The 25,856-nt window shown below is 74.2% G+C and carries 22 protein-coding genes; 8 read left to right on the forward strand and 14 right to left on the reverse strand.

The genetic code is table 11. From position 1 onward, the window contains the following. Window positions 1-28: 28 nt before the first annotated feature. The 4 genes from KBY47_RS37170 to KBY47_RS05670 all read right to left on the reverse strand — a co-directional run bounded on the left by KBY47_RS37170 (window position 29) and on the right by KBY47_RS05670 (window position 6,347). A complete protein-coding gene (locus KBY47_RS37170) occupies window positions 29-3,769 on the reverse strand; it encodes a CHAT domain-containing protein (RefSeq protein ID WP_210919805.1) in 3,741 nt (1,246 codons plus the stop codon). 82 nt (window positions 3,770-3,851) lie between these two features. After that, window positions 3,852-4,601 carry a DUF1775 domain-containing protein gene (locus KBY47_RS05660; protein ID WP_210919806.1) on the reverse strand — a complete coding sequence of 250 codons (750 nt, stop codon included), beginning with the start codon at window positions 4,599-4,601 and terminating at the stop codon, window positions 3,852-3,854. 139 nt (window positions 4,602-4,740) lie between these two features. Then, on the reverse strand, window positions 4,741-5,364 hold the full coding sequence (locus KBY47_RS05665) for a sigma-70 family RNA polymerase sigma factor (RefSeq protein ID WP_308405051.1): 624 nt from the start codon (window positions 5,362-5,364) through the stop codon (window positions 4,741-4,743). A gap of 233 nt (window positions 5,365-5,597) precedes the next feature. After that, window positions 5,598-6,347 carry a hypothetical protein gene (locus KBY47_RS05670; RefSeq protein WP_210919808.1) on the reverse strand — a complete coding sequence of 250 codons (750 nt, stop codon included), beginning with the start codon at window positions 6,345-6,347 and terminating at the stop codon, window positions 5,598-5,600. Between the two features lie 256 nt (window positions 6,348-6,603). Here KBY47_RS05670 and KBY47_RS05675 point away from each other — a divergent pair, with 256 nt between their 5' ends. Both KBY47_RS05675 and KBY47_RS05680 read left to right on the forward strand, forming a co-directional pair. Then, window positions 6,604-7,746: an MFS transporter gene (locus tag KBY47_RS05675; RefSeq protein ID WP_247694267.1), complete on the forward strand. Its 1,143-nt coding sequence runs from the start codon at window positions 6,604-6,606 to the stop codon at window positions 7,744-7,746. Further along, window positions 7,743-9,008, forward strand: a complete 1,266-nt coding sequence (locus KBY47_RS05680) for a sugar ABC transporter permease (RefSeq protein WP_308405052.1) — start codon at window positions 7,743-7,745, stop codon at window positions 9,006-9,008. Before KBY47_RS05675 ends, KBY47_RS05680 begins: the two co-directional genes overlap by 4 nt. Here the strand turns inward: KBY47_RS05680 and KBY47_RS05685 are convergent. Continuing rightward, the gene (locus KBY47_RS05685; RefSeq protein ID WP_210919809.1) at window positions 9,005-10,177 is read right to left on the reverse strand and encodes an acyl-CoA dehydrogenase family protein; all 1,173 of its coding nucleotides are present in this window, start codon (window positions 10,175-10,177) and stop codon (window positions 9,005-9,007) included. The two genes, KBY47_RS05680 and KBY47_RS05685, sit on opposite strands and share 4 nt — an antisense overlap. Before the next feature lie 145 nt (window positions 10,178-10,322). On the opposite strand from KBY47_RS05685, the gene KBY47_RS05690 reads away from it, so the two are divergent. Further along, window positions 10,323-12,068 (forward strand): CoA transferase, encoded by a 1,746-nt coding sequence (locus KBY47_RS05690; protein ID WP_210919810.1) that lies wholly within the window; start codon window positions 10,323-10,325, stop codon window positions 12,066-12,068. Then, window positions 12,065-13,735 carry a class I adenylate-forming enzyme family protein gene (locus KBY47_RS05695; RefSeq protein WP_210919811.1) on the forward strand — a complete coding sequence of 557 codons (1,671 nt, stop codon included), beginning with the start codon at window positions 12,065-12,067 and terminating at the stop codon, window positions 13,733-13,735. Before KBY47_RS05690 ends, KBY47_RS05695 begins: the two co-directional genes overlap by 4 nt. A 56-nt stretch (window positions 13,736-13,791) precedes the next feature. Here the strand turns inward: KBY47_RS05695 and KBY47_RS05700 are convergent, their stop codons facing one another. The 9 genes from KBY47_RS05700 to KBY47_RS05740 all read right to left on the reverse strand — a co-directional run bounded on the left by KBY47_RS05700 (window position 13,792) and on the right by KBY47_RS05740 (window position 22,934). Then, on the reverse strand, window positions 13,792-14,613 hold the full coding sequence (locus tag KBY47_RS05700; RefSeq protein WP_210919812.1) for a metal ABC transporter solute-binding protein, Zn/Mn family: 822 nt from the start codon (window positions 14,611-14,613) through the stop codon (window positions 13,792-13,794). Further along, window positions 14,562-15,440, reverse strand: a complete 879-nt coding sequence (locus KBY47_RS05705) for a metal ABC transporter permease (protein WP_210919813.1) — start codon at window positions 15,438-15,440, stop codon at window positions 14,562-14,564. Before KBY47_RS05705 ends, KBY47_RS05700 begins: the two co-directional genes overlap by 52 nt. Continuing rightward, window positions 15,437-16,072, reverse strand: a complete 636-nt coding sequence (locus KBY47_RS05710; RefSeq protein ID WP_210919814.1) for a metal ABC transporter ATP-binding protein — start codon at window positions 16,070-16,072, stop codon at window positions 15,437-15,439. Before KBY47_RS05710 ends, KBY47_RS05705 begins: the two co-directional genes overlap by 4 nt. 93 nt (window positions 16,073-16,165) lie before the next feature. After that, window positions 16,166-16,687: a copper chaperone PCu(A)C gene (locus tag KBY47_RS05715; RefSeq protein WP_210919815.1), complete on the reverse strand. Its 522-nt coding sequence runs from the start codon at window positions 16,685-16,687 to the stop codon at window positions 16,166-16,168. Further along, window positions 16,684-18,945: a cation-translocating P-type ATPase gene (locus KBY47_RS05720; RefSeq protein WP_210919816.1), complete on the reverse strand. Its 2,262-nt coding sequence runs from the start codon at window positions 18,943-18,945 to the stop codon at window positions 16,684-16,686. Before KBY47_RS05720 ends, KBY47_RS05715 begins: the two co-directional genes overlap by 4 nt. Continuing rightward, on the reverse strand, window positions 18,945-19,160 hold the full coding sequence (locus KBY47_RS05725) for a hypothetical protein (protein WP_210919817.1): 216 nt from the start codon (window positions 19,158-19,160) through the stop codon (window positions 18,945-18,947). The genes KBY47_RS05720 and KBY47_RS05725 overlap by 1 nt, the downstream gene beginning before the upstream one ends. 128 nt (window positions 19,161-19,288) lie before the next feature. Continuing rightward, complete coding sequence (locus tag KBY47_RS05730) at window positions 19,289-19,984, reverse strand: GPR1/FUN34/YaaH family transporter (RefSeq protein ID WP_210919818.1); 696 nt, start codon at window positions 19,982-19,984, stop codon at window positions 19,289-19,291. After that, the gene (locus tag KBY47_RS05735; protein ID WP_210919819.1) at window positions 19,984-20,466 is read right to left on the reverse strand and encodes a hypothetical protein; all 483 of its coding nucleotides are present in this window, start codon (window positions 20,464-20,466) and stop codon (window positions 19,984-19,986) included. Before KBY47_RS05735 ends, KBY47_RS05730 begins: the two co-directional genes overlap by 1 nt. Next, the gene (locus KBY47_RS05740; protein WP_308405053.1) at window positions 20,463-22,934 is read right to left on the reverse strand and encodes a nitrate reductase; all 2,472 of its coding nucleotides are present in this window, start codon (window positions 22,932-22,934) and stop codon (window positions 20,463-20,465) included. The genes KBY47_RS05735 and KBY47_RS05740 overlap by 4 nt, the downstream gene beginning before the upstream one ends. A 272-nt stretch (window positions 22,935-23,206) precedes the next feature. Between KBY47_RS05740 and KBY47_RS05745 the strand changes: the two genes are divergently transcribed. The 4 genes from KBY47_RS05745 to KBY47_RS05760 are packed head-to-tail and all read left to right on the forward strand — an operon-like array spanning window position 23,207 to window position 25,608. Beyond that, window positions 23,207-23,704 (forward strand): hypothetical protein, encoded by a 498-nt coding sequence (locus KBY47_RS05745; RefSeq protein ID WP_210919820.1) that lies wholly within the window; start codon window positions 23,207-23,209, stop codon window positions 23,702-23,704. Beyond that, a complete protein-coding gene (locus KBY47_RS05750; RefSeq protein ID WP_210919821.1) occupies window positions 23,701-24,930 on the forward strand; it encodes an NRAMP family divalent metal transporter in 1,230 nt (409 codons plus the stop codon). The genes KBY47_RS05745 and KBY47_RS05750 overlap by 4 nt, the downstream gene beginning before the upstream one ends. Next, window positions 24,927-25,310 carry a hypothetical protein gene (locus KBY47_RS05755; RefSeq protein ID WP_210919822.1) on the forward strand — a complete coding sequence of 128 codons (384 nt, stop codon included), beginning with the start codon at window positions 24,927-24,929 and terminating at the stop codon, window positions 25,308-25,310. Before KBY47_RS05750 ends, KBY47_RS05755 begins: the two co-directional genes overlap by 4 nt. Next, window positions 25,297-25,608, forward strand: coding sequence for a PRC-barrel domain-containing protein (locus tag KBY47_RS05760; protein ID WP_210919823.1), 312 nt, complete (start codon window positions 25,297-25,299; stop codon window positions 25,606-25,608). The genes KBY47_RS05755 and KBY47_RS05760 overlap by 14 nt, the downstream gene beginning before the upstream one ends. Window positions 25,609-25,856 lie beyond the last annotated feature (248 nt).

A 25,856-nucleotide genomic window follows, 5' to 3' on the forward strand; every position in this document is an offset into this window, starting at 1 on the left:
CGTCCTTCCACTCGCTCGTCCGTCCTCGTCAACGCCCCGTGTGGACGTACGGCGCCCACACACCGGGTGACCCCGCGTGCCGCGCCCTCAGCTCCCGTACGATCCCGTGCACGGCCCGCGCGGTGTCGGTGACGTCGAGGCCGCCGCCGTACGTCCGCAGGGCACGGTAGAGACGTTCCGTCAGCCGCACCGACACCAGGTCCGGCGCCTCCCACAGCGCCCCGACGACCTGCGGGTACCCGGCCGTCTGGAACGCCGACGTCAGATGGACCGCCTCGTCGGGGAGGCGGTCGGTACGGGTGGTGTGGCAGGCCAGCAGCACGGCGAGCCGGGCGTGCGGCAAGTGTCCGCGGGCCACGTCCCGCACCTCGAGCCGCCCGTCGGCGAGTTCCAGATGGCTCCTGGACGGGTCCTCGGCATCGCTGAGGCCATGACACGCGAAGTGCACGATGGCCGCCGAGGACAGCTCGGTGAGTACCCGTCCGACCGTCGCGTCGGCGCCCTGCACGATCCGCAGCCCGCTCATGGTGCGAGCCATCGCCGCCACCTCCGCCGCGGACGCGCCTTCCGCGCCGTCGGCACCGGTGGGGCGCCCGACCGCCAGAGAGGGCCCGGCGCCGCCACCCGCGACGGCGGCCTGCCGCGCGTGCCGCAGTGCCCTGATGCTCGGGGTGTACGAGGAGGCGACCCGGTCCAGCACGGAACGCCCCTGACCGAGTTCGGTGGTTCGGTGATGACCGGCGGCGTGCAGCGGCAGATGGGCCAGCGGCCCGGACGCCGACCACCAGAGCCTCGGTACCGCACCGCGCGGGGTGCCCGCGGGGATCGGCCGGGTCAGTGCCGCTGCCTCCAGCACCGGTTCCGCGACGGTGTCCCAGAGCCATTCGAGCGTGTCGAACACGGCCTCCGCGGCTTCCCTGCGCCGGGCGCGTGACTCGCCGACGCCCATGGAGACCGTGGAGAGGAATCGCCGCGCGGTATGGGCGAGCTGCCCCTCGGTGACTTCGAGTGGCACCAACTTGATGTCCTCGGCCGTGACGACGAGGGCGTCGGAGCGCAGCCGGTCGATGTTGACCAGGACGATCGGCCCCTCCTTCGCCTCGCGTCTCATCTGTTCGGCGCTCGGCGGCAGCAGGAAGTTCCCGAACCCGTCGAGCTCTCGAATCCGGGCCAGCAGCTGCTGCCATTCCTCGACCACCGCGTGCTGCTGCCGGATCCGCGTGGCTTCGACGGGCCCGTCCGGCGTGCCCGTCTCGGTCTCCCGCACGCGGGAGGCGAGGGTGGTGAACTCCCGGGCCGTCCGCGGATGGACCGCGGCCAGGTCGGAGACATCGCTGCGGGCCTGGAGGTCCTGCCCCATGAGTACGGCCCGCCCCTGTTCCAGCAGCGCCGCCGCCTGCTCCGTGCGGCCTGCGGCCAGCGCGACCGCGCACGCGGTGCGGGCCAGGCTCGTTCCTTCCAGCCGGTCGGGAAGGTCGGCGCCACGGCGCGGACCGGCCGGGGCCGGATAGCGGTTGCCGAGCAGCGCGGTGCGCAGGACGGCCTGGCGGTCGTCGCGTTGCAGTGCCTGGGACACCACCAGCGGCAGGACTTCCAGCGCGGCCGCGGCAGCGTCCGTCGCCAGTGTCCAGTCCCGGCGCTCCACCGCCTCGCCGAGCGCCATCCGCGCGTTCGCGAACCGGGCGCGGGGCGGGAGCGCCCTGTCGGCTGCCGCGGTCCAGGACACGGGCTCCTCGTCCCCGTAGCGGTGCCAGGTGACCTCGTCGTGGGCGCGGTGGACCAGTTCGGCGACGGTGGCCAGGGCGGGTCGGAGCTGCTCGCGCAGTTGTGCCGATTCGGGCGAGTACCCCGGCTGGTCCGGCAGGGCTTCCAGGCGCCGCGCCGACAACTCCACGAGCCGGACCGCCTCCTGAGTGCCGGCCACGTCCCGGCGCATCCAGGAGACGCTGGCCAGGGCGTGCGCGTAGGGGATCGCACAGCCCAGCCAGCTCGCCGACGTCTCCGGCATCCGGCCGACCGCCCAGGCCAGCGCGTCGCACGCCCGGGCGATCGTCGCCTCGTCCTGGTGCATTGCCCCGTAGGAGTGCCGGTGCATCTCCACCGCGCACAGCAGTTCGACGTACCGCGCACTCGTCGCCGGCAGCAGGGCCAGCTGCTCGTCCCCGCACCGCACCGCCTGCTCCAGGTGCCGGAAGTCCTCGCTGAAGGTGAACTGCGAGGCCAGCATCTGTACGAGGACGGTGGCGACGCGGCCCCTCTGTCCGTCGGGCAGCGGCCCGGCCAGCACCTTCTTCAACTGGTCGACGGCCAGGGCCAGCCGACGCGGATCGCTCACCCCGGCGCCCAGCAGGGCGCCGTGCACGGCCGCCGCCTCGGGCGGCAGTCCGTCGAGATCCGCGGCGGAGGGCGACTTCGCCGGTCCGGCGTCCGCGGGCGGCCCGGGCGGCCACGCGACGGTGACGCCCTCGGGGCGGCCAGGTGCGGCGTCCGCCGTGGCGGCTCGGGGGAAGCCGAGGAAGGGCGCGAACTCCTCCGGTCCGGGGCCGGGGGAGCGCACGCCGGGGCGGCCCGGCGGGACGTACATCTGAACGGGCGGCAGCCGCACCCCGCTCAGCAGCTGTCCCAGCATCGGGCGCACGAGCTTGAGCAGTTGGGTACCGCTGATGGGGAGCCGCGTGAGCATCCGCTCCAACTCGGCGCACGCGGCGCGCTTGTCGGCGATGTGCGGCAGCAGGGGGTGGTCCGGCGGCAGGTCCCGCTGTAGCGCCGCCCACAGCTCGTCCGAGCGACGGAGGTCGGCCCGCGATCCGGTGAGGACGGCCCGTGCGCTCAGCAGCCCGGGCATGTTCCCGGCGTAGATCCCGTTGTCATCGGGCGGCGCGCAGGCCCGGAACGCTTCCAGCTGGGCGATGGCCTCGTCGACCACCTCCTGGTCGGGATGGAGCGGCACGGAGGCGGTGAGGGCGAGGGAGAACACGAGATGGGCCGAGGCGGCCTCCCTGTCGACCGGGCGGGTCCCGTGGCGCCGGGAGTGCTCGACCGCCCGCAGCGCCGAACGGCCCGCCCGCAACGCCAGCCGTACCCCTTGCGCGTCGCTCGGCCGGTCGCGGAAGCGCGCAAGGGCCGCGTGGACGGTGGCGCAGCTGACGAGACCAGCCTCCGGATGGTCGGCGGTGACACCGGTGAAGGCCTCGTCGGCCCACCGTGCGGCATTCTCCAGGGCGGTCATGTCGCCCGACTCCAGGCGGAAGAAGGCGGACTGCGCCAGCCGGGCCAGGAGGCTGGGGCGGACCAGGTCGTCCGCGGGGAGCCCTTCGGCCAGCCGCACGGCGTGTGGGTGCGACGGCCTCTGTGGCTCGAAGTGGCGGGGCGAGGGCTCCTCCGGGTAGGTCGCCGCCACGGCCACCGGATCGTCCGCCCGCCGGCCCTGGGTCTGGGCGGCGAGATGGTGGTGGACCTCGTCCGACAGCCGGTGGTCATCGAAGCGCAGCGCCAGAGTCCGCTCGGCCAGCCACAGGTGCAGCACCCAGCGGGGCCGCCGCGGATCCCGCCTCTCCCCTACGTCGAGTGCGTACTCCAGCACTGCCACCGCGGCCACCGCGCAGTCCCGGCCGCCCTCGCTCCAGGACCCGCGCAGCAGTCCGGCCGCCGATGGCAGCCAGCTGTCCGGAGCCTCGCCGACGTCGGCCATGTGCCGTTCGACGGCAGGTGTCCACGCCGCCTCGCACCGCACCAGTAGGCGGTCCACGGCCGTTCGTATCTCTGGCACACCGCCAGTCTTCCTGAGGGCGGCGGGCTATAGACGCCATCCGGAAATCTCCGACAAACGATGGACCCCAACGCCCCCGGGCTCAGGCCGATCCGCCGCGGCGGCTGCGCAGCCACCACGCCCCACCGCCGAGGACGGCGACGCCCGCCCCGACGCCCAGGAGCACGGCGAGCGGCACGCCGCCGTCCCCGTCCGTGCCCGTGCCCGTAGGCGTGTCCGTGGCCGTGTCCGTGGCCTCCGCGACGGTCTCCCCCGGGGCGGTGCCGGGCGAGGGAACGGCCGTGGTGGGCTCCGGCGTGGGGCTGGGGGCGACGGGCTTCGCCCCAGGGGCCGCGGGCTTCAGCCGCAGGACGGGCGCGGGGTGCCCGTGACCGTGGTCGTCCTCGGCCTCGTCCTCCAGCTCGATCCAGCGGTCCACCCCGCCGTCGCTGTAGCTCTGGAGGGTCTTGAAGACCAGTTTCCCGGCGTCGGGCAACTGCCGTACGACGACCACGTACTCGGCGTCCTCGCCCACGGCGAGCTTCGGCCCCGAGACGGTGTACCCCCGGCTGGTGGCGGTCAGCTTCCACCCCTCGGGGCCTTCCTTGTAGGTGAGGTCGTCCGCGGTGATGCCCTTGGGCAGGATCACCTCCAGCCCGGTGATGCCCGCGGAAGCCGACTCCGAGGCGGCCGAGAAGGTCAGCGCGACGTTCTGGTCGAGGGCGCGGGCGCCCTCCGCCTCGACCTCGGCGTGGGCCGCGGCCGGTACCGCGGTGGCGACGGTGACCGCGAGGGCGACCGCTGTGAGGGCGCCGAATCGGCGCAGGCTGAGTACCAAGGTCGGACGGTGCACGGGCAACTCCCTCTTCGTGATGGTGTGGTGCGGCAGGGCAGACGCGGGGCGCCGTGTTCGGGCGTGGTTCCCCGGTGCCGTCGCCATGCCGTGAGCGGGGCCGCTGCCGCCCGGCCGGAAACCGGGCGGCAGCGCCGGGTCAGGCCGCGGCGACCGCTGGTGTGCGGCGCTCGGCGTCGTCGAGCCACTCGATCAGCGAGGTGCGCGCCCGGGCGACGCGGGAGCGCACCGTGCCGACGGGGCAGCCGCTGACCCCGGCCGCCTCCGCGTAGGGCAGCCCGACCAGTTGGGTGAGGACGAATGCCTCACGGCGGTCGCCCGGAAGCGCGTCCAGCAGTTCGGCGAGGGCGATGCCGTCGTCGAATCCGGGCAGCCCGCGCGGCTGGGCGCGTTCGGCCGCCGACTGCCAGTCGTCGGTGTCCGACAGGCGGGGGCGGGAGGAGGCGTAACGGATGCTGTCGATCACCGCGCGGCGGGCGATGGACAGCAGCCAGGTGCGGGCCGAGGAACGGCCCTCGAACCGGTGGAGGCTGCTCAGGGCACGCAGGAACGTGTCCTGGGTCAGGTCCTCCGCGCTCTGCGGGTCGGCGCCGAGGAACATCACATAGCGGCGTACGTCCCGGTGCAGGGCGCGGACGAAGAGGTCGACGGCGTCGGGGTCGCCGCCGCGGGCGGCCAGTGCCCAGACGGTGACCGAATCGTCCCTCGACTCTGCTGTGGGCTCTTCGTGCGGGGCAATCGGGGGCGGGGCAGGAGTGAGCACCTGCTGTCCCTCCTTCTCGGGAATCCGGGGATCCGGGAGTCCGGGACGCCGGGGAACCGGGCAACAACCTGGCTCCGCGGCGGCGCGCTCAGGTCCGCGCGCACGGCACGGCGGCTGGCGGGCGGCCCCGGTGAACGGGTGTTGGGGTCGTCGGCCGGGCATCGGTGCGCACGGCCGGTACCGAGGCGGGGTGCCGACGGCTCGCCGTCCCCGCCACGGGAAACCTGCTGTCGTCAGGCGACAGCGGCCCCCAGGGGCGGACCCCGAGAAGTGATCGCATGGGCGAGGAGGAGCCGCCGCGGTCCACGGTCCGAGCGGCCTCGGCGGAGGCCCGCGCGGGGCCGGTGCGGCGGGGCGGGCAGCCGGAGGACCAGGCGCAGCGGAGCGACGAGCCATCCGGCGAGAGCCCGCAGGATGCGGAAGGCGGCGCGCTCGCCGTGGGCGAGCCAGAGACCGGACAGCAGCGCGGCCAGCAGGTGCGCGGCGAGCATGCCGGTCGAGGACATGCCCCCCATGCCGTGGTCCATGGCCCGCGCGGCCCCCATGTGGTGCATGGCCCCCATGGAGTGCGGGTCGCCCATCGGGTGGTCCATGGAGGCCATGGAGGCCATGGAGGCCATGGACGTCGGCATGCCGCCGTCGTGCCCCGTGCCCGACGGCGAACCGCACAGCAGATAGCCCAGCCACCGCTGGACGAGCGACCCGCCACCGGACGGTTCCGGGTGGACGACCGCCTGGGCGAGCGAGAACGACGCGTGGAGCGCGGCCTGGGCGAGGACCACCGCGGAGCCGACCAGCACCGGCCCCCGTTCCCGGCGGGCCAGCAGCCAACCCGTGCCGCCGGTCGCCGCCGCCCCCGCGGCCATGGCCCACCAGGGCACCGCGGTTCCCGACATCATGACGTGGCCCAGGGAGGCGAGCAGCACACAGACGGCCGCGAACACCGCGGCCCTGAGCGTGCGAGAACACCCCCCAGCAGTCATGGCGCCTCATCTTCGCAGTCCGGGTCCCACGGGTCACGAGAGGGTACGCACCTGCTGCCGGTGTCCGACTCAATGCGGCAGCTGTGATCCACGCCACGCGAACAGGCGGGAACCAGCGGGGTGTTCCGTCCGACTCCTGCCCAGGCCCCGCATGTGCCGCCGGGGTGGAGCGGGGTTGGGGAGGGCGCCGGTGACGACGGAGCAGAGGGGGATCCGGCCCGCGGCCGGGAGCCGCCCCGGGCGGGGAGGCACCGCCATGACCGCGTTGCTGACGTGTGCCATGGCGTTCTCGATGATGCAGTTGTTCCTGCTCGGTGCCCTCGGACCGCGGCTCGTGGACGACTTGGAGGTGTCACCCACCGTCCTGGGCCTGGCCACGACCGTCGGCTTCGGGGCGGCGGCCGTCCTCTCCCCGGTCGGCGGGCGGGTGGTGGACCGTGTGGGGCCGCGCCGCTGCCTGGTCGCACTGCTGCTGGTGTCGGCGGTCGCCCTGGCACTGATCGGGGCGGCGCCCCGGGCGTGGTTCCTGCTGGCCGCGGTGGCGCTCGGCGGACTGCCGCAGGCGCTCGCGAACCCCGCCACGAACAGGACGATCCTGGCGGCCGTGCCCGCCGAACGGCGTGCCTCCGTGACCGGAACGAAGCAGTCGGGTGTCCAGGTGGGCGCGTTCGCCGCCGGGTTGCCGCTGGCCGCGCTGGCCGGGCTCGTCGGCTGGCGCGGCGCGGTGTGGACGGCCGCCGCGACGGCGGTGGTGGTGGCGGTGTGGGCGGCACGTGCGCTGCCCGCCGACCCGCCCCCCACGTTCACGCGCGCCGCATGGACGCCGCGGGGCACCATCGCCTGGCTGGCGGTGTTCTCGCTGCTGCTGGGATGCGGCATCGCCTCCGTGAACACCTACCTCGCCCTGTACGGCGTGCGCCGACTGGAGATGGGCCCGACGGCCGCCGCCGCTCTGGTGGCGGTGCTGGGCGTCGCGGGGATCGCCGGGCGGGTGGGCTGGTCCAAGGCCGCCGGGAACCCGGGGCACGCACGCTGGCTGCCGGGCGGACTGGCGGCCGGGGCGGTGGCGGCGGCTCTGCTGCTCGCGGCCTCGGCGTACGGGCGTCCGCTGGCGTGGGTCGCGGCGGTGGCCGTGGGCGTTTTCGGCGTGGCCGCAAACGCGGTCTCCATGGTGCTGGTGATGCAGCGGGCCGCGCCCGGACGGGCCGGGCAGGACTCGGCGCTGGTCTCGGGCGGTTTCTTCGCCGGTTTCGCGCTCGGTCCCCCGCTGTTCGGTCTGCTGGCCGCCGCCGGACACTACGGCACGGGGTGGCTGCTCGTCGCGGCCGAGTTCGCGGGCGCGGGCGTGGTCGCACTGGCCTGGGCCGCGCGGGACCGGCGAACGGTCGCACGGCGATGAGCGCGGCCGAGGGCCGGACGGGCACGGCGAACGGCCGCACAGCGATGAGCGCGGCCGAGGGCCCGGCGGGCACGGCGAACGGCCGCACAGCGATGAGCACGGCCGAGGGCCGGGCGGGCACGGCGAACGGCCGCACAGCGATGAGCACGGCCGAGGGCCCGGCGGGCACGGCGAACGGCCGCACAGCGATGAGCACGGCCGAGGGCCCGGCGGGCACGGCGAACGGCCGCACAGCGATGAGCACGGCCGAGGGCCGGACGGGCGCGGCCGACGTCCCCGGGTGGGCCGGTCCCGCGCTGGAGTCCGTCCTGGGCCGGGTGGCCGTCACGCGGGCGGAGGCCGGCGACCGCTTCCCGCTGTTCGCGGACCCCGCCACCGGCCGGTGGACGACGACCGGGCGGGGCTCGTGGACGGGCGGGTTCTGGGCGGGGCTGTTGTGGCTCCGTGCCCGGTACACGCGGCAGGCGGCCGACCGCGAGGCCGCGGCGCGGTGCACCGAGCGGCTCACGCCATGGGTGGGAGCCGACACTGCCACCCGCGGGCTGATCTTCTGGTACGGCACCGCCCTGGCCGACACCCCGGAGGCCACCGCGCTGCGGGTGCGTGCCGCGCACGCCTGCCGGGAGGCCTACGACCCGGAACTCGGCCTCGTCCCCTGGGGCGCGGCGTTCGGCGGGCCCCGGCTCCTGGCCCGGGTGGACGGTGTGCCCGGCATGGTTCCGCTGCTGGCTTCGGTCGACCCTGGGGCGGCCCGCTCCCACCTGTGCCGTCACCTCGAACTGTGCCTGGGGAAAGCCCCCTGCCGGTGGTCCTGGCGGTACGAGCGGCCGGTCGGCTGGACGCCCCGCGACGATCCACCGCCCGGCTGGAGCCGAGGCCGCGCCTGGCTGCTGCTGGCGCTCGCCGAGGCCACCCGGTGTCCCGGCGGCGAGGAACTCGCGGAAGCCGCCGGACTGTTGCTCACCGGGCCGGTGGTGCCCCCGGCCGACGAGGCACGCCCCGACCGCCCTCCCGACACCTCCGCCGCCGCCATCACCGCGGTGGCCCTGCTCGGGCTCGGCCACCGGGAGCGGGCCGTGGCCCTGCTGCACGACCTGGTCAGCGCCCATGTCGTGGACGGCCGTCTCCTGAACGGCTGCTACGACCTCGCCTCCGGGACGGCGACACGGCACCAGCTGGTCTGGGGCGACTTCTTCCTCGCGTACGCGCTCGCGTCGCTCACCGGACTCGTCGACCGGGAAGTCGCCCTGACGGGCCGCTAGGTGGCCCGCAGGACCCGGCGTGCCACCGACGTGATGTGCAGTTCGTCCGGGCCGTCGAGGATGCGGGCCGCCCTGCCGGTGCGGAACAGGGCGGGCAGCGCGGTGTCCGGGCCGAGGCCCGCGGCCCCGTGCACCTGGATCGCGGCGTCGGCGACCTGCTGAAGCGTGCGGGCTGCGGCCACCTTGGCGAGCCCCACCTCCACGGCGGCGTCGCGACCCGCGTCCAGGCGGGCCACGGCCTCGTGCACGAGCGGACGGGTCGTCCGCAGGGCGAGCAACGACTCGAAGACGTGGCGCTGGACGAGCTGGAGGTCGCCGAGCGGCCCCCGGGAGCGGGTACGGGTCATCGCGCGCTCACGCATCAGGTCGAAGGCCCGCGCCGCCTGCCCCAGCCAGCGCAGACAGCGCAGGGTCCGGCCGAGTTGGAGCCGTTCGCCCGCGACGGCCAGGGCCTTGCCGCGCTCGCCGATCAGATGGTCGGCGTCCACGACGACCTGGTCGAGGGCGATCTCCCCCTGCCCGCTCGCACCGAACACGGGCAGTTCCCGCACCACACGGAAGCCGGGTGAGGCGGAGGGGACGAGGAGCAGCGACAGCCCGTCCCGGTCCGCCGGTCCGCCGTCGGTGCGGGCGAGCACGGTGACCAGGTCGGCCTCGGCGGCGCCGCTGGTGAACCACTTCCGCCCGCTGACCCGCCAGGTCCCGTCCTCCCCGGGCACGGCGCGGGTGGCCGTGAGGGAGGGGTCCGTGCCCGGTACGTCCGGCTCGGTCATCGCGTAGCAGGCCCGTACCTCCCCGGCGACCAGGCGCTCGGCGTACCGGTCACGGACGCCGGGGCTGCCGTGCCGCCAGAGCATCAGGGCGTCGAGCAGGGGTGCCGAGCCGAGGGCGGCCGGTCCGTGGTCGCTGACTCCCTCCGCCTCGGCGACATGGGCGTACGAACACAGCGGGAGCCCCTGTCCGCCGAGTTCCGTGGGGAGCGGGAGCGCCCACAGCCCTTCGGTCCTGGCCTGCGCCTGGAGCCGGCGCAGGGTGACGGCGGCCCCCGGACCGCCGACGTCCAGTGCCGGCTCGACGGGAAGCACCCGGTCACGTACGAAGGCGGCGACGCGATCCCTCAACTCGGCCGTCTCCGGCGGGCATTGAGGCTCTCCGGTGATGTCCCGCATGCGGTTCTCCCCTCACTTTCCCGGCGGCCGCGGGAACCCCGGCCGTCGGCCGTCCGACTCCCTCTTCCGTGGAACTGGTCGGGGGTGATCACCCCCGGGTTCCCGCGCGTCAGGAGTCGTCAGGACGCGTCAGGAAAGGAGAGCCATGGCAACTCCCGCCACACCGGCCGTCGCGCGGACGGCCGGACCGCTCGACGGACTCCGCTTCGAGGGCTCAGGCCCGCCCGGCGTGGCGGACGCCCTGGTCGCGGAGCACCTACGGCTGCTCGGCGCCCGCCCCAACGGCGGTCCGGGAGGCCGCTTCACCGTCACCGGGCGCGGCCTCGGCGAGGTGTCCGCCCGCAGCTCCTGGGGGGACACGGCGAGCGACGAAGCCACCGTTCAGGCGGTCAGCGGCATCATGGCGGTGCACGGCCGCCGCGACGGCGCCCCGCGCGGTCTGGGCGTCGACCACGCCGCCACCGCCACCGCCGTCCTCACCGTGCAGGGCCTGCTGGCCGGGCTGCTGGCGGGGGCGCGCGGGGGCGGGCCCCCCACGCGGGTGGAGGTGAGCGCCGAGCGCGCCGGTCTGCTCACCGTCTCCCAGTATCTGGCCGCCGCCGGGGCCGAGGACGGCGAGGCCGTCGAACTCGCGCCGGGCGGGCCGCCGTTCACGTCCGCCGACGGAACGGTCTTCGAGCTGGAGACGCTCGACCCGGGTGGGTGGGCGGCGTTCTGGCGTGCCCTGGACGCTCCGGAGGAGGCGGTACGGCGGGGATGGCGGCCCTTCCAGTTCCGGTACGCCACCGCCTGCGCGCCCTTGCCCGAGGTACTGCACGAGACCACACGGGCGACCACCTGGGAGCGGCTCCGGCAGGCCGCCCACGCCTCCGGCGCCGACGTGTGCCCGGTGCGGTCGCTGGCCGGGCGGGCCGCCGAGTACGACGGAGCGGCGCCCTGGAAGCTGACCCCGCACGACGCCACGTACACCCCCGCACGGGCCCTCCACACCGGCCTGCCCCTCGCCGGGTTCACCGTCCTGGAGGCGGGCCGCCGTATCCAGGCCCCGCTCGCCGCCCATCTGCTCGGCCTGCTGGGCGCGGAGGTCATCCGGATCGAGCCGCCGGGCGGCGACCCGCTGCGCGGCATGCCGCCCGCCTGCTCGGGGGTCTCGGCACGGTGGCTCGCCCTCAACCGGGGCAAAAGAGCGGTCGAGGTGGACATCAAGTCCCCCTCCGGCCGGGACCGGCTGCGGGACATGGCCGCCGACGCCGATGTGTTCCTGCACAACTGGGCGCCGGGCAGGGCCGCCCGGCTCGGCCTCGACCACGGGGACCTGGCCGCGGTCAACCCCGCCCTCGTCCACGCCTACACCAGCGGCTGGGCGGGCCGGCTGGCCGACGCCCCCATGGGCACCGACTTCATGGTGCAGGCCCGCACCGGGATGGGTGAGGCCGTACGGCCCGCCGACGAGGCGCCCGCGCCGTCCCTGATGACCCTGCTCGACGTCCTCGGCGGACTCCTCGGCGCCGAGGCGGTCCTGGCGGGCCTGCTGCTGCGCGAGCGGACCGGGCACGGGGTGCGCGTCGACTCCTCCCTGCTCGGCGCCGCCGACGTCCTCACCGCGCCCGCCCGGGCCCGGGCCGCGCGAGGGCTCGACCCGCGCCGGCCGAGGGGGTTCCGCCGTCCGCTGCGCACCGCCGACGGCGGATGGATCGCGTTCCCGGACCACTCCGCGGCCCCCCATGACCTGAGCGGACTGACCACGGACCAGGCCATCGAGCGGATGCGGGACCGCGGGGTGCGGGCCGTCCCGGTCGTCACCGACCTGGCCGACCTCCTCTCCTGCGGCCCGATCTCCCGCGACGCCCACGGCGCCCCCGCCGTCCCCTCCCCCTGGAGCTTCGTATGACCGTGGACCTGCACGACCTGCTGCCCGCCGAACTGCGCCGCGCCTGGGCCCTCGACGGCACCTGCCCCGACCTCGACCTGTACAGCCTCTACCGCGCCCGTCAGATCGCCGACCCGCACCGCACGGCGGTCCTCGATGCCAAGGGCACGCTCTGTTACACCGCTCTCGACCGCAAGGTGCGCCGTCTGGCCGCCGGGCTGTCCGGGCTCGGCGTACGCGCCGGTGACGTGGTCGGCGTACAACTGCCCAACGGACGCGATGCCGTCGTCGCCGACCTGGCCGTGGCCGCGCTGGGCGCCATCGCCCTGCCCTTCCCCGTCGGCCGCGGCAGGCGCGAGGCGGCCTCGCTGCTGCGCAGAGCCGAGGCGGTCGCCGTCATCGCCGCCACCGAGCACCGCGGCGACCGGCACGCCGCCGATCTGCTCGCCCTCACCGGCGAGCTGCCCGCCCTGCACACCGTGGTCGCCGCCGGGCCGGGCACGCCCCCCGAGGGCGCGGTCGCCTTCTCCGCGTTGCTGCGCACCGACCCCACGTCGTTCACCGTGGCCCGTCCCGACCCCGACTCCGCCGTCCGCATCCTCGTCTCCTCGGGTTCCGAGGCGGAGCCGAAGATGGTGGCGTACTCGCACAACGCCCTGGCCGGTGGCCGCGGCAACTTCCTCGCCTCCCTCATCGCCGACGACCGGCCGCCCCGCTGTCTCTTCCTCGTCCCGCTCGCCTCCGCCTTCGGCAGCAACGGCACCGCCGTCGCGCTCGCCCGGCACGGCGGCACGCTCGTGCTGCTCGACCACTTCACCCCCGAGGCGGCCCTCGACGCGCTCGCCGAGCACGGGCCCACCCACGTCCTGGGCGTCCCGACCATGATCCGGATGATGCTCGACCGCTTCGCGGAGGGACACCGCCCGGCGTTCACTCCCCCGACGGCCGTCGTCGTCGGCGGTTCCCCCCTCGACGAGGCGACGGCCGACGAAGCCCGCCGCGTCTTCGGCTGCCCGGTGGTGAACCTCTACGGCTCCGCGGACGGCGTCAACTGCCACACCGGGCTGGGCGACGGCCCCCTGCACGGGGAAGGACCCGGCGTCGTCGCCGGACAGCCGGACCCACGCGTCGCGGACATACGCATAGCCGTCCCGGGCAGCGCCCCCGAGCTGGAGGAGGCGCCGAAGGGCTCCGTCGGCGAGATCGTCGCCCGCGGCCCCATGACCCCGCTGTGCTACGTCGCGGCCCCCGACCTCGACGCCCGCTACCGCACCGCCGACGGCTGGGTGCGCACCGGGGACCTCGGCCTCATCGGGGACGACGGCACGCTGCGGGTCGTGGGCCGTCTGAAGGACGTCGTCATCCGGGGCGGGGCCAACATCAGCCCGGCCGAGGTTGAGACCGAACTCGCCACGCACCCCCTCGTACGGGACGTGGTGTGCGTCGGGGTGCCCGATCCGGTGATGGGTGAGCGGCTGGCGGCCTGTGTGGTCGCGCGGGGCGCGGCGCCCACGCTGGCGGACCTGTCCTCGCACCTGACGGCGCGGGGCCTGGAACGCCGCAAGCACCCCGAACGACTGCTGGTCGTGGACGAGTTGCCGCTGACCCCGGCCGGGAAGCCGGACCGGGCACGGCTGCGTGAGCAGTGCGCCCTCGGGACGTCGGAGTCGCTCGCGGAGGCTGTCTGACCTTCGTACGGAGAGGGGCCGCCCGGCGTGTCACCCGGCGGCCCCCCGGGCCCTCGCTACGAGGCTGCCAGCGCCTTCTTGATCGTGTCGGCCGCGTTCTCGTAGACCGCCGTCAGATCCAGGTCCCCGCCCGGGTAGTTGACGATCTCCACCTGCTTCGCCCCCGAGCCGGGCAGCACCTCGCCGGTCGTCATGTGCGCGTTGTCGAGGACGTACGCGGGTTCCGTCTTCGACAGGTCGGACAGCTGCTTGACGGTCACCGCCTCGGGACCGTAGGTGCCGACCACCTCCGCGCCCGCCATCTTCGCCGACCAGGCGGAGAAGACCTGCGTGACGACGACCGGGGCCTTGCCGCCGGGCCACGCGTCCTTCAACTCGTCCCGCAGTGTGCCGTACTCGCTCTTGAAGGACGTGTCCCACTCGGCGGCGGCATCCTCGGTCCCGAACAGCTTCCCCAGCCGCCTGACCTCGGCACCCGCCTTGTCGGCGTCGTTGTCCAGATTGACCTCGACCAGCCTCGCGTCCGACCCGGCGGCCTCCTTGATCTTCGCCGCGTACGGTTCGAAGGGGGCGTACAGCACGAAGTCGGCGCCCGCCACCGCCGCGAGGTCGGACGGCTTGGGGTCGTAGTCCGGGGCGTGCCGCGCGGACGACGGGACGATGACCGTCACGTCCTCGGCACCGGCCGCCCTGGCGAAGGCGCCCTCCCAGGTGGTGGTGGCCACGACGACAGGGGCACCGCCGTTCTTCTGCCCACTCGTGCCCGTGCCGTCGGCCTGGTCGGAGCCGCAGGCGGTGGTGGTCAGGACGAGCGCCGTGCTCAGGCTCAGTGCGAGGGCGGAAGGGACACGGACGGTACGGACGCGGTTGCGCGCCATGAGCTGGTTCTCCGTTCGGGAATGAGGTGAACGGCCAGGACCACGATCCCGGCCGTCAGGACGAGCACGGGCCCGGGGGGCCAGTCGAGCGTCAGCGCGACGAGGAACCCCGTGACGTTGACGACGACGCCGATGCCGACCGCCCAGGCGGTGATGGACCTCAGGGACGTGCCCAGCCGCCGGGCGGCCAGCGCGGGCAGCAGGGTCAGCGCGTCGACGAGCAGTGCGCCGGTCAGCTTGATGGCCCCGGCCACGGACACCGCGACCAGGACGAGCAGCAGGAGCGTCAGCAGGTCGGCCCGGACCCCGGCGGAGAGGGCGAGTTCACGGTCGTGGAGCAGCAGGGCGAGATCGCGGCGCCGCCACCAGAACAGGGACGGTACGACGACGGCGAGCACGCCGAGCAGCCACAGCTCGGCCGTGCCGACGGACAGGATCGACCCCCACAGCAGCGCGAAGGCGCCCTGCGCGTTGACCCCGGACACGGACAGGAGCAGCAGCGCGGCGGCGATCGCCAGGCTCATCAACAGGCCCATCGCGCCGGACAGGCCGTCCGGCGTGCGGGCGAGCGGGGCGACCCCGGCCCCCGCGAGGGCGCAGGCCAGGAGCGCGCACAGCATCGGGTCCAGCCCGGTCAGCAGCCCGACGGCGATGCCCAGCAGGGCGACGTGCATCATCGCGAACCGCACCGGCATGATGTCGAGGCCGACGATCACCACACCGATCACGGGCAGTCCGATCGCGGCCAACAGCAGGGCGGCGCCCGCCCGTTGGACCGGCGCGAGCTGGAGCAGCGGCCCCAGGTCGGCGGCGGCGAGGCTGTTCACCGCACCTCCCGCAGTCGTCCGGCTGCCATCTCCAGCACCCGGTCGCAACGGTCGGCCAGCGCCCGGTCGTGCGTGACGACCACCACCGTCACCGGCAGGGACAGCAGAACGTCGGCGACCTCTTCCTGCCCGGCGAAGTCCAGGGCCGCGGTGGGCTCGTCGGCCAGCAGCACACCGGCTCCGGCTGCCACACAGCCCACGGCACGGGCCAGGTACACGCGCTGCAACTGGCCCCCGGACAGCGTGTGCAACGGCCGTCGGGTCAACGCCCCCACGCCCAGTCTCTCCGCCGCCCGCCCGGCCTCCGGCCGTGCCCCGCTGCTGGCCAGCAGCTCGTGGGCCAGCAGCGGGAAACGGCCCACCGCGGGTTTCTGCGGGACCCAGGCGCACGCCCGGCGCCGCCAGGCCCACTCGGCGGCCGAGCCCGTGCCGCGGCCCCCGACCAGGATCTGCCCGTCGGCCTGACGGTGCAGGCCCAGCACCGCGCGGATCAGCGTGGTCTTGCCCGACCCGTTCGTGCCGGTCAGCGCGACCCGCTCGCCCGCCTCGACATCGAGGTGTACGCCACTGACGGCCTCGACGCGGCCGTGCCGGCAGACGACGTCACGCATCCGCACATCCAGACCGTCCATGCCACCCCTCCCGCTCGTTCCCCGAGAGGAGTCGGAGGAGGCGGCCCGTGAGTTCCCGGCGATCAGGCGAATCCGCCGGGCAGCACGGGTGTTCTAGGGGCCGTCCTGCCCCGGGCGGACCACCACGGCGAGATTCCGCACGGCCCCGCTGTGTTGGAAGTGCAGCGTGAACGCGATGAGGTCGCCGGGCCGCCACGTCCCCTTCGTCGGCACGATCACATCGACGCCGGACGGGGACATGGCGAGACTGCCGCCCGCGGGGACGGGCACCGAGGTCACCGTCTGCCCGGACGCCGTGTTGGCGGTGACCATGCGGTGGCGGCTGAGCCGGGTGGCACCACCGGCTTCGGCGGAGGTCACCTTGAGCAGCCGGTCCGCCGAGCCCCCGCTGTTGGTGATCCGGAAGAACGCCGCCGTCTCCCGGCTGTCCCCGGTCGGCAGGAAGACCCGCCCTTCGGTGACCGTGATCAGGGCCGGGCTGCCCGCGTTGCCGTAGGCGGTCCACATGCTCAGTCCGCCGAGGGCGACAGCGCAGGCGGCGACGGGCGCGAGCGCGGCGAGCAGGGCGTCGGTGAGCCGGCGGCGCGTCGGCCGCCGGCGATCGCGGTCGGTCATCGGGTGCGCCTCCGGGCCGCGGGGGCGGGCTGCCAGCCGCGCAGCCGCAGGCTGTTGCCGACGACCAGCAGCGAACTGGCCGACATCGCCGCCGCGGCGAGCATCGGGGTGAGCAGTCCGACCATGGCGAGCGGCACGGTCACGAGGTTGTAGCCGAACGCCCACACGAGGTTGGCGCGGACGGTGCCCAGCGTGCGCCGGGCCAGCCGTACGGCGTCCGCCAGGGCCTCGATGTCACCGCGCACAAGCGTCACGTCGGCGGCCCCGATGGCGACGTCGGTGCCCGTTCCCATGGCGATGCCGAGGTCGGCGGCGGCCAGTGCGGCGGCGTCGTTCACACCGTCGCCGACGACCGCGACCCGGTACCCGCGCTCCTGTAGGTCCCGTACGAGACCGGCCTTGTCCTCGGGGGTGCGGCGGGCGTGCACCTCGTCGATGCCCAGGGTTTTCGCGACGGCCCGGGCGGGTGCCTCCCGGTCGCCGGTGGCGAGCACCGGTCGCACGCCGAGGCGCCGCAGCCGGTCCACGGCCCGGTAACTGCCGGGCCGTACGACGTCCCCGACCGCGATCACCGCCTCGCCCACACCGTCCACGCGGACGAGCACGGCGGTGTGCGCGGCGCCCTCGGCAGCCGACACCGCCTCCGCCAGGACGGCGGGCAACTCGTCGTCGTCCGGGGCCCGCACTTCGACCAGCCGCCCCTCGACGCGTCCCTGCACTCCCCGCCCCGGCACCGCGGTGAACCCGGTCAGCTCCGGCAACGGCCGCCCGGGCAGGGCCCGCCGGGCGTGGGCGGTGATCGCCCGCCCCAGCGGGTGTTCCGAGCCCTGCTCGACCGCCCCCGCCCACCGCAGCGCCGTGTCCCCGCCCAAGCCCTCGGGCACGGCCGTGACCCGGGCGACACTCATGTGCCCCGAAGTGAGCGTGCCGGTCTTGTCCAGTACGACGGTGTCCAGGTGCTGGAGCCCTTCCAACGCCTGCGGACCGCCGACCAGCACCCCGAGTTGGGCCCCGCGGCCGGTGGCGGCCATCAGCGCGGTCGGCGTGGCGAGACCCAGCGCACACGGGCAGGCCACGACGAGGACGGCCACGCACGCGGTGACGGCGGCCTGCGGATCGGCGCCGGCACCGAGCCAGAACCCCAGCACCGTGGCGGCCAGCGCGAGGACGACCGGGACGAAGACACCGGCGACCGAGTCGGCCAGCCGCTGTGCCTTCGCCTTGCCCGCCTGCGCCTCGGTCACCAGCCGGGTGATCCGGGCGAGCTGCGTGTCCGCCCCGACGGCGGTGGCCCGTACGAGCAGCAGCCCGCCGGAGTTGACGGCTCCCCCCACGACCGCCGAGCCCGGGCCGACCTCGACCGGGTCGCTCTCCCCGGTGACCAGGGACAGGTCCACGGCCGAACTCCCCTCCACCACCTGCCCGTCCGTGGCCACCCGGTCCCCGGGGCGCACGACGAAGACCTGCCCGGCCCCCAACTCCTCAACAGGCACGAGTCGTTCGGAGCCGTCCCCCTCGCGGAGCGCCACCTCCTTGGCCGCCAGCCCGGCCAGCGCGCGCAGTGCCGACCCGGTGCCGCGCCGGGCACGCGCCTCCAGGAACCGCCCCGCGAGCACGAACAGCGGCACGGCGACGGCCGCTTCGAGGTAGACGTGCGCCGTGTCCCCCGCCGCGGAAGGCACCAGGCTGAACGGCATCCGCATGCCGGGGTCACCGGCGCCGCCGAGGAAGAGCGCGTAGGACGACCAGGCGAAGGAGGCGATCACGCCGAGCGACACCAGGGTGTCCATGGTCGCCGCCGAGTGCCGCAGCCCGCGCGCCGCCCGCGCGTGGAACGGCCACGCGCCCCACACGGCCACCGGCGCCGCCAACACGAAGCACAGCCACTGCCAGTTGCGGAACTGGAGGGCGGGCACCATCGACAGGACGAGCACGGGCAGCGCGAGCAGGGCCGTGATCAGCAGACGCTCCCGCTCCCGCCCGCCGTCCTCGGCGGACGGCTCCCCGCCCTGCGGTTTCCTGGTCGGCCGCGGCACGGCGGCCGTGTAACCGGCCTTCTCGACCGCCGCCACGAGGTCCTCGGCGCTGACGTCCGCCGGGTGGCTCACCCGGGCCCGCCCGGTCGCCAGATTGACGCTCGCCGTGACCCCGTCCAGCCTGCCGAGCTTCTTCTCGACGCGCGTCACACAGGCCGCGCAGGTCATCCCGCCGACGGCCAGGTCGGTCGTCACCAGCACGGTGACCGGCCGCGCACCCATCAGTGGCCTCCTCCGTGCGGGTCCACGTCCTCCGTGTCGGCGCTGCCGGACGTGCCGTGCATGCCGGGCGCGACGGGTCCCGCCGCCGCCCCCACGGCGTACGACGCCGTGAACACCAGTGCCAGCAGCAGGAGGAAGCCGCAGAGGGCGGGCGGGGGCATGAGTCTGCCCGGCGCTCCGCCCGCGCCGGCGGGTGATTCCCTGGACTCGTCCATCACCGGGTCTCCAGATCGCGTCGTACGGCGTCCGTCGGATCGAGCCGTGCCGGTGAAGGGGTCGAAGCGGCCGACGCCCGAGTTCCGCCGCTGGCATGTGGCGTGCGCCACATGCGATCGGGCCGGGGTCACAGGTCCTTGCGGACCCCCGCTTCGTGGCTGATGTCGGAGAGTTGGGCGGCGACGTCGCTGCGCAGGGCGGTGCGGCCGGAGCCCCGGCGGAACAGGGGGACGACGGTGTGGTGGGCGGTGTCCTCGAGTTCGAAGCCCAGGGCGGCGTAGAGGGCGAGGGCGGCGAGGACGAGGCCGATGACGCCGGCCGTCGTCTCCCAGGCGCTGGACGCGGTGATCTCCGCGATGCCGGTGACCGCGAACCGGACGGCCGACACCCCCATGACGGCGGCGGCGACGAGCTTGCCGCCTGCCGCCGCCGCGGGTACGAGCATCGCCACCGCGGCGGCCAGCAGGACCGTGCCGAGGGCGTTGCTGTGCGCCCCGGGAGGAGAGCCGAGGGTGATGACGCAGACCGCGGCCCAGGTTCCGGCCAGGACGCCCATGCCGGTTCCGGCGACGGGGTCCCGGCACAGGTAGCCGAACACGGATGTCAGGACTTGCAGGGGCACCGTGAAGACCAGGACGGCCCGTGCGACGGCGGTGCCGTCGGCGGCGCCGAGCCAGTCGAGCTGGAGGGCGCTGAAGACGGTGGTGGCCAGGCCGAGGGCGAGGAAGCCGAGCGGCAGGGGTGTGCCGACCGGGCGCAGGACGATACGGCTGACCGCGAGGTGGTCGCGGTCGGCGTCGGAGGGAGGTGGCTGTGCCGTCATCAGCTGGCCAGGATCTGCGGGGCCGATTCCTTGATCTTGGCGTTGGCCCAGCGCATCTGCCTGAGGGAGTCCGGGTGGCAGCGCCGGCACAGGGCCAGCAGTTCGGTGTCCTTGACCGCCTGGGCGGCTTGGGCCAGCATCTCCCAGTCCGCGGAGACGCCCGAGGCCGAGGTGTAGACCTTGCGGAGATCGCGCAGCAGGAGCAGGGCCGCCTCGCCCCGGCGTCCGATCAACTCGCTGCCCTTCTCCCGCAGTTTCTCGGTCAGCGCGGGCTCGTCGTGTGCTTCGGGGTCCAGGTCGACGCCGTAGCGGTGGCTCATGCCGGCGATCTCGCGGACGTGGCGCTGGGACCAGGCGGCGAGGTCGCGGGCGAGGTGGTGGACGTCGTGGTCGGTCTTGTGCCGGTCGGAGACGTGCAGCAGATGGCGTGCGAGGTCGTTCTCGCTGCGGTGCAGTTCCCTCAGTACGAGGTCGATCTTCACGGGGTGTCTCCCGGTGCCGTGGTGCGCGGTTCTTCACGGGCCTCGCCCGCCGGTCCGGCCGCGGTGGGGATGATGCCGGGGTCCAGGGGCGCGGAGGCCGTCGTGGTGGGGGCGGGGGCGGGCCCGGCGCCGGGTCCGATACGGCGCAGTCGTGCCGCGGCCGTCTTGAAGATCGGTTGCTTGGAGGCGGGGTCCCAGTCGGTGAGGGTGAGTTCGTTGGCGGCCCGGTCCTCGTCGCCGGGCTTGCGGGCCGTGTCACCGTCGGCGTCCCAGTAGCCGTAGTGGAAGGGCAGGAAGAGGACGCCGTCGCGGATCCCGCACACCCGGGCGCGGGCCCGTACCGAGCCGCGGGGCGTGGTCACCTCGACCAGGTCACCTTCGCTGATGGCGTGCGTGGCAGCGTCGTCGCGGGAGACCTCCACCCAGACCTTTGGCGCGGCCGCCTGGAGCTGCGGTGCTCGGGCGGTCTTGGTGCGGGTGTGGAAGTGGTACAGGGTGCGGCCCGTGATCAGGGCGAAGGAGTGCTCGTCGTCGGGTGATTCATGGGGTGGCTGGTAGGCGGCCGCTTTGATCACCGCTTTGCCGTGCGGGTTCATCGCGCGGTACTCGGTGGGTTCCAGGGGGGCGCCGGTGACCATGTCACGGCCGTAGCTCTCGCACTGCTCGGGGTCGCTCCAGAACGTTCCGTCGGCGTAGAGCCGTTCCAGGCCGTCGGGGTGTTCGTCGTTGCAGGGCCACTGGATGCCGCCGCGGGCGCGCAGTGCGGCGTAGGTGATGCCGGTGTAGTCGCAGGGCCGGCCGCGTGAGCACTCCTTCCACGCCTCGAAGGCGGACTCCGGGTCGTCCCACTTCACGAGCGGCCGGCCGTCCTTGTCGCGCAGGTCGAGCCGACGGGCGTAGTCGAGGAAGATGTCGAGGTCGGGGCGGGCCTGGCCGGGCGGGTCGACGGCCTTCTCGGAGAGGTGGACGGTGCGGTCGGCGTTGGTGAAGGTGCCGGTCTTCTCGCCCCAGGTCGCCGCCGGGAGCACGACGTCGGCGAGCTGTGCCGTCTCGCTGAGGAAGATGTCCTGGACGACGAGGGTGAGCCGGTCCTGCTCCAGCAGCGGGCGGACCCGGCTCAGCTCGGGCAGGGAGACGGCGGGGTTGGTGCCGCTCACCCACAGCAGGCGGATCGACCCCTCCTCCACGTAGCGCATCATCTGCATGACGTGCGTGGGAGGCGCGTAGTGCGGGATCTGCGCCGTGTCGACGTTCCACACCCGTGCCAGGTCCTCGACGTGCGCGTCGTTGGCCCAGTTGCGGAAGCCGGGCAGATCGCCGTCGGCGCCGCACTCGCGGGTGTTCTGGGCGGTGGGCTGTCCGTTCATCTGGAGGATGCCGCAGCCGGGCCGGCCGAGCATGCCGCGCACCAGGTGCAGGTTGTTGACCTGCACGGCGGCGGCCGTGGCCTGGTGGGACTGGTAGAAGCCCTGGAGGACGGTCGACAGCACCCGCTCGCCGGTCCCGAGAATCCGGGCGGCGTCGCGGATCCGCTCGACGGGGACGTCGCAGATGGCGGCCGCACGCTCCGGCGGGTAGTCCTCGACCCGTTCGGCCAGTTCCTCGAAGCCGACCACGTGCCGCTCGATGTAGTCCCGGTCGGTCCAGCCACGGGCGATGATCTCGTGGAGCAGTCCGTTCATCAGCGCCACGTTGGTGCCGGGCCGCGGTGCCAGGTGCACGGTCGCCGCACGCGCCACGGGGGTCGGGCGGGGATCGACGCAGACGATCGCGGGCGGGTTCGGCCCGGCGAGCCGGTCCAGCACCCGCGTCCACAGGACGGTCTGGGTCTCCGCCATGTTGTGCCCGAACAACGCGATGACGTCCGCGTGGTCGATGTCGGTGTAGGAACCGGGCTGCCCGTCGCAGGCGAAGGACTCCTTCAGGGCCGCCGCCGCGGTCGCCGTGCACAGGCGTGTGTTGCCGTCCACGTGGTTGGTGCCCAGCCCGCCGTGTGCGACGAGCCCCAGGGTGTAGTACTCCTCGAGGAACAGCTGACCCGTGGTGTAGAACCCGATCGCGCTGGGGCCCTGCTCGTCGAGCAGTTCGCGGGTCCGGGCGCAGATCCGGTCCATCGCCGTGTCCCATGTGGTGGGCACCAGGCGGCCGTTCTCCCGTACCAGCGGGGTGGTCAGCCGGTCGGCGGAGGCGTTGGCCTGCCAGCCGAAGAGGTCCTTGGGGCCGAGCCGCCCGTGGTTGACCCGGTCGTCGGCGCGCCCGCGGACCCCGACGATCCGTCCGTCCCTGACCGCAATGTCCATCGCGTCGCCGTTGGAGTGCAGGAGTGAGGCGGACCGCACCCAGCGCTCCACGTCGCCGTCCTCGACCCCGTCGGCCAGGTGGGTGTCCACCCGGACGGGCCAGTCCTCGCCGGGTCCGTAGGGGGTCCGGATGCCCCACGGCTCGGCGATACGGTCGGAAGTCCCCACTGCGTGCCTCCCTGCGACTGTCCCCGCCCACATCATCGGCCGACGGAACGCCCTCGTCCGCTCGCCCACGCCAGCGCGCCGCACACGGACGGGCGGAGCCCCTCGTCCGGAGCAAGCCGCCTGACGCCGCGGCACCCGGCGGCCCGCCGTCCCGCGCCACCCCCCAGTCCCCCGGCATCCGCCGTCCAAACGACCGACGGGCGTTTCCTCGCGGGCCGTCTCGGCGAGGCGTACGTCACGGTGGCGATGCGCGCGGTTACCGTCCGCTGTCCATGGGCTCCTACGACATCACGATGCAGGCCGGCGGCAGGCGGCCCGCCGGCCGGGCGGCGTGGCCGGTGTCCCTCACCGTGACGCTGCTCATGGCCCTCGGCGCGTGCGTGGGGCCTTCCTGGTCCGAGACGGACTACGAGGAGAAGGTGGCCAACACCGCGCAGGCGGCGCGCTCGGCCGTGCAGACGGCACGCCTGGTGGTGGAGGCGGCCGAGGAGAGCAAGGCCCCCGGCCCGTACACGGCCAGGGCGCTGTCGGACGCGGAGACGGCCGTGTCCTCCATCGCCACGCACATCGCGTCGGTGCAGCCGCCCACCCCGCGCGGCACCCGCCTGCGCGGCAGGGTGACCTCGCTGCTGACCGACTGTCAGACGGCGTTGGCCGATCTGCGGATCGCCGCCCGCGACGGACGATTCGACACGCTCGCCCGGCTCGCCGAGCCGCTGCCCCGGCTCGCCACGCGGCTGAAGCGGTTGCAGGAGCTGAGGCCGACATGAAGAAGATCCTCAGCCTGGCACTCGGTGTCTTCACCGCGATCGGCGGGTTCATCGACATCGGGGACCTGATCACCGACGCCCTGATCGGGGCCCGGTTCGGGCTGGCGCTGGTGTGGGTCACCGTGGTGGCGGTGATCGGGGTGGCCCTGTACTCGGAGATGGCGGGCCGGGTCGCGGTGGTCACGCGCCGGACCGTGTTCGATCTGATCCGTGAGCGGATGGGCGCCCGGATGGGGCTGGCGGCCGTCGTGGTCTCGTACCTCGTCAACGCGATCGCCCTGGTCGCCGAGTTGTGCGGCATCGCACTGGCGATCGAACTGCTCACGGACGTGCACTACCTGCTGTGGGTGCCACCGGTGGCGTTGCTCGCCTGGCTGGTGATCTGGCGGGTGCCGTTCGAGCTGATGGAACGCCTCTACGGCCTCGCCGGGATGGCCCTGTTCGTGTTCGTGGTCGCCGTCTGGCACCTGGGCCCCGACTGGGACCGGATGCTGCACGACGTCACCCACCCCAGCCTGCCCTTCGGCGAGGGGCTGCCCACGTACTTCTTCTACGCGCTGGTGATGCTGGGCGCGCAGATGACCCCCTACGAGGTGTTCTTCTTCTCCTCCGCGGCCGTCGAGCACCGCTGGCGGGCCCGCGACCTGGCCGAGGTGAGGATGAACTGCTGGGTCGGCTACCCCATCGGCGGCATCCTCGCCATCGGCATCCAGGCCGTCGCCTACCTGGTGCTCCAGCCCGCCGGGATCCAGGTGGAGAACCTCGGCCAGACCGTCCTGCCCGTCGTCCTGGCGCTGGGGAAGGTCGGGTTCGCGCTGGCCATCCTCGGTATCGTCGCCGCCGTCTTCGGCTCCACGATCGAGACGCTGCTGTCGTCCGGTTACACGGTCGCCCACCACTTCGGCTGGACCTGGGGCAAGACCGCGCGCCCGGCCGACGCGAGCCGCTTCCACACCCTGCTGCTGGTCACCCTGCTCGCCGCGGTGGCCGTGGCGCTGACCACGGTCAACCCCGTCACGATCACCATCTACGCCGTCTACCTCGGGGCCGCCGTCCTGCCGGTGACCTATCTGCCGATCCTGGTGATCGCCAACGACCGCCGGTACATGGGCGACCGGGTCAACGGGCGCCTGGCCAACGCCGTCGGCGTGGTCTACCTGGTCATCGTGCTCGCCGGAGCGGTGGCCGCTCTTCCCCTGCTGATCGCGACCAAGGCGGGACTGTGACCGAATTCCTCGATGCCGGGCTCCGGCTCCTCGACCGCCAGGTCGTCGACAGCGAGGGCACCGAACTGGGCAAGATCGACGATCTCCTCTTCGCCGACGACGGGGACGGACCGCCGGTCCTCACGGCCGTGCTCATCGGCCAACGGGCCTTCGCGGGCCGCCTCGGAGGCCGCGCCGGGCTCTGGTGGGCGGGGATCGCCGAGCGGCTGTCCGGCCGCCGGGGTCCGGTCGAGGTACCCGTCGCGGCCATCGACGACATGGGCACCGTCGTACGGCTTACCTCGACCACCGAGGCGTTTCCCGACCTGACGGCGCCCGAGCGGTGGCTGCGTCAGCATCTGGTCTCACGGCTCCCCGGAGGCATGCGTGAAAGCGACTGACCTGCTCGGCGCGGAAGCCGTCGACACGGACGGCCACTCGCTCGGCCGGGTGCACGACGTCCGTCTCGCCCGCTCCGGGAGGGACGCGCCCTGGCGCATCGAGGCCGTCGTCGTCGGACCGTCGGCCCTGGCGTACCGCCTGGGCTACGCCGAGGACACCGTCGACGGCCCCTACGTCCTCGCGGCGCTGGCCCGCAGGCTCGGCCGGAGGAACCGCTCGATCGCCTGGCACCGGATCGTCTCCGTCCGGCAGCGCCGCCTGGTCGTACGCCCTGACACGGAACGGACCGGCCCGTGACGACGGAAGGACTGGCGGTCCTCTTCGCCTGGCTGGAGTACCTGGCGCTCGTCGCCGTCCTGGTCTGGCTCGTCCTGCGCCACGGGCCGGACGAGCGGGACCCGCGCCGTTAGCGAACGGGCGGCGGCCCGGCGCAAGGCCGGGCCCCTCAAGGAAGTGATAACCGGCGGGAATACGCCATTGCCGCACAACTCAAGAAGGGAGCCAGAGCTGGCAGAGCGGCATTGCGGGAGCGGATCGCGTCTATA

Origin of the sequence: Streptomyces sp. B93 (genome assembly GCF_018070565.1) — a bacterium.
Classification (GTDB): Bacteria; Actinomycetota; Actinomycetes; order Streptomycetales; family Streptomycetaceae; genus Streptomyces.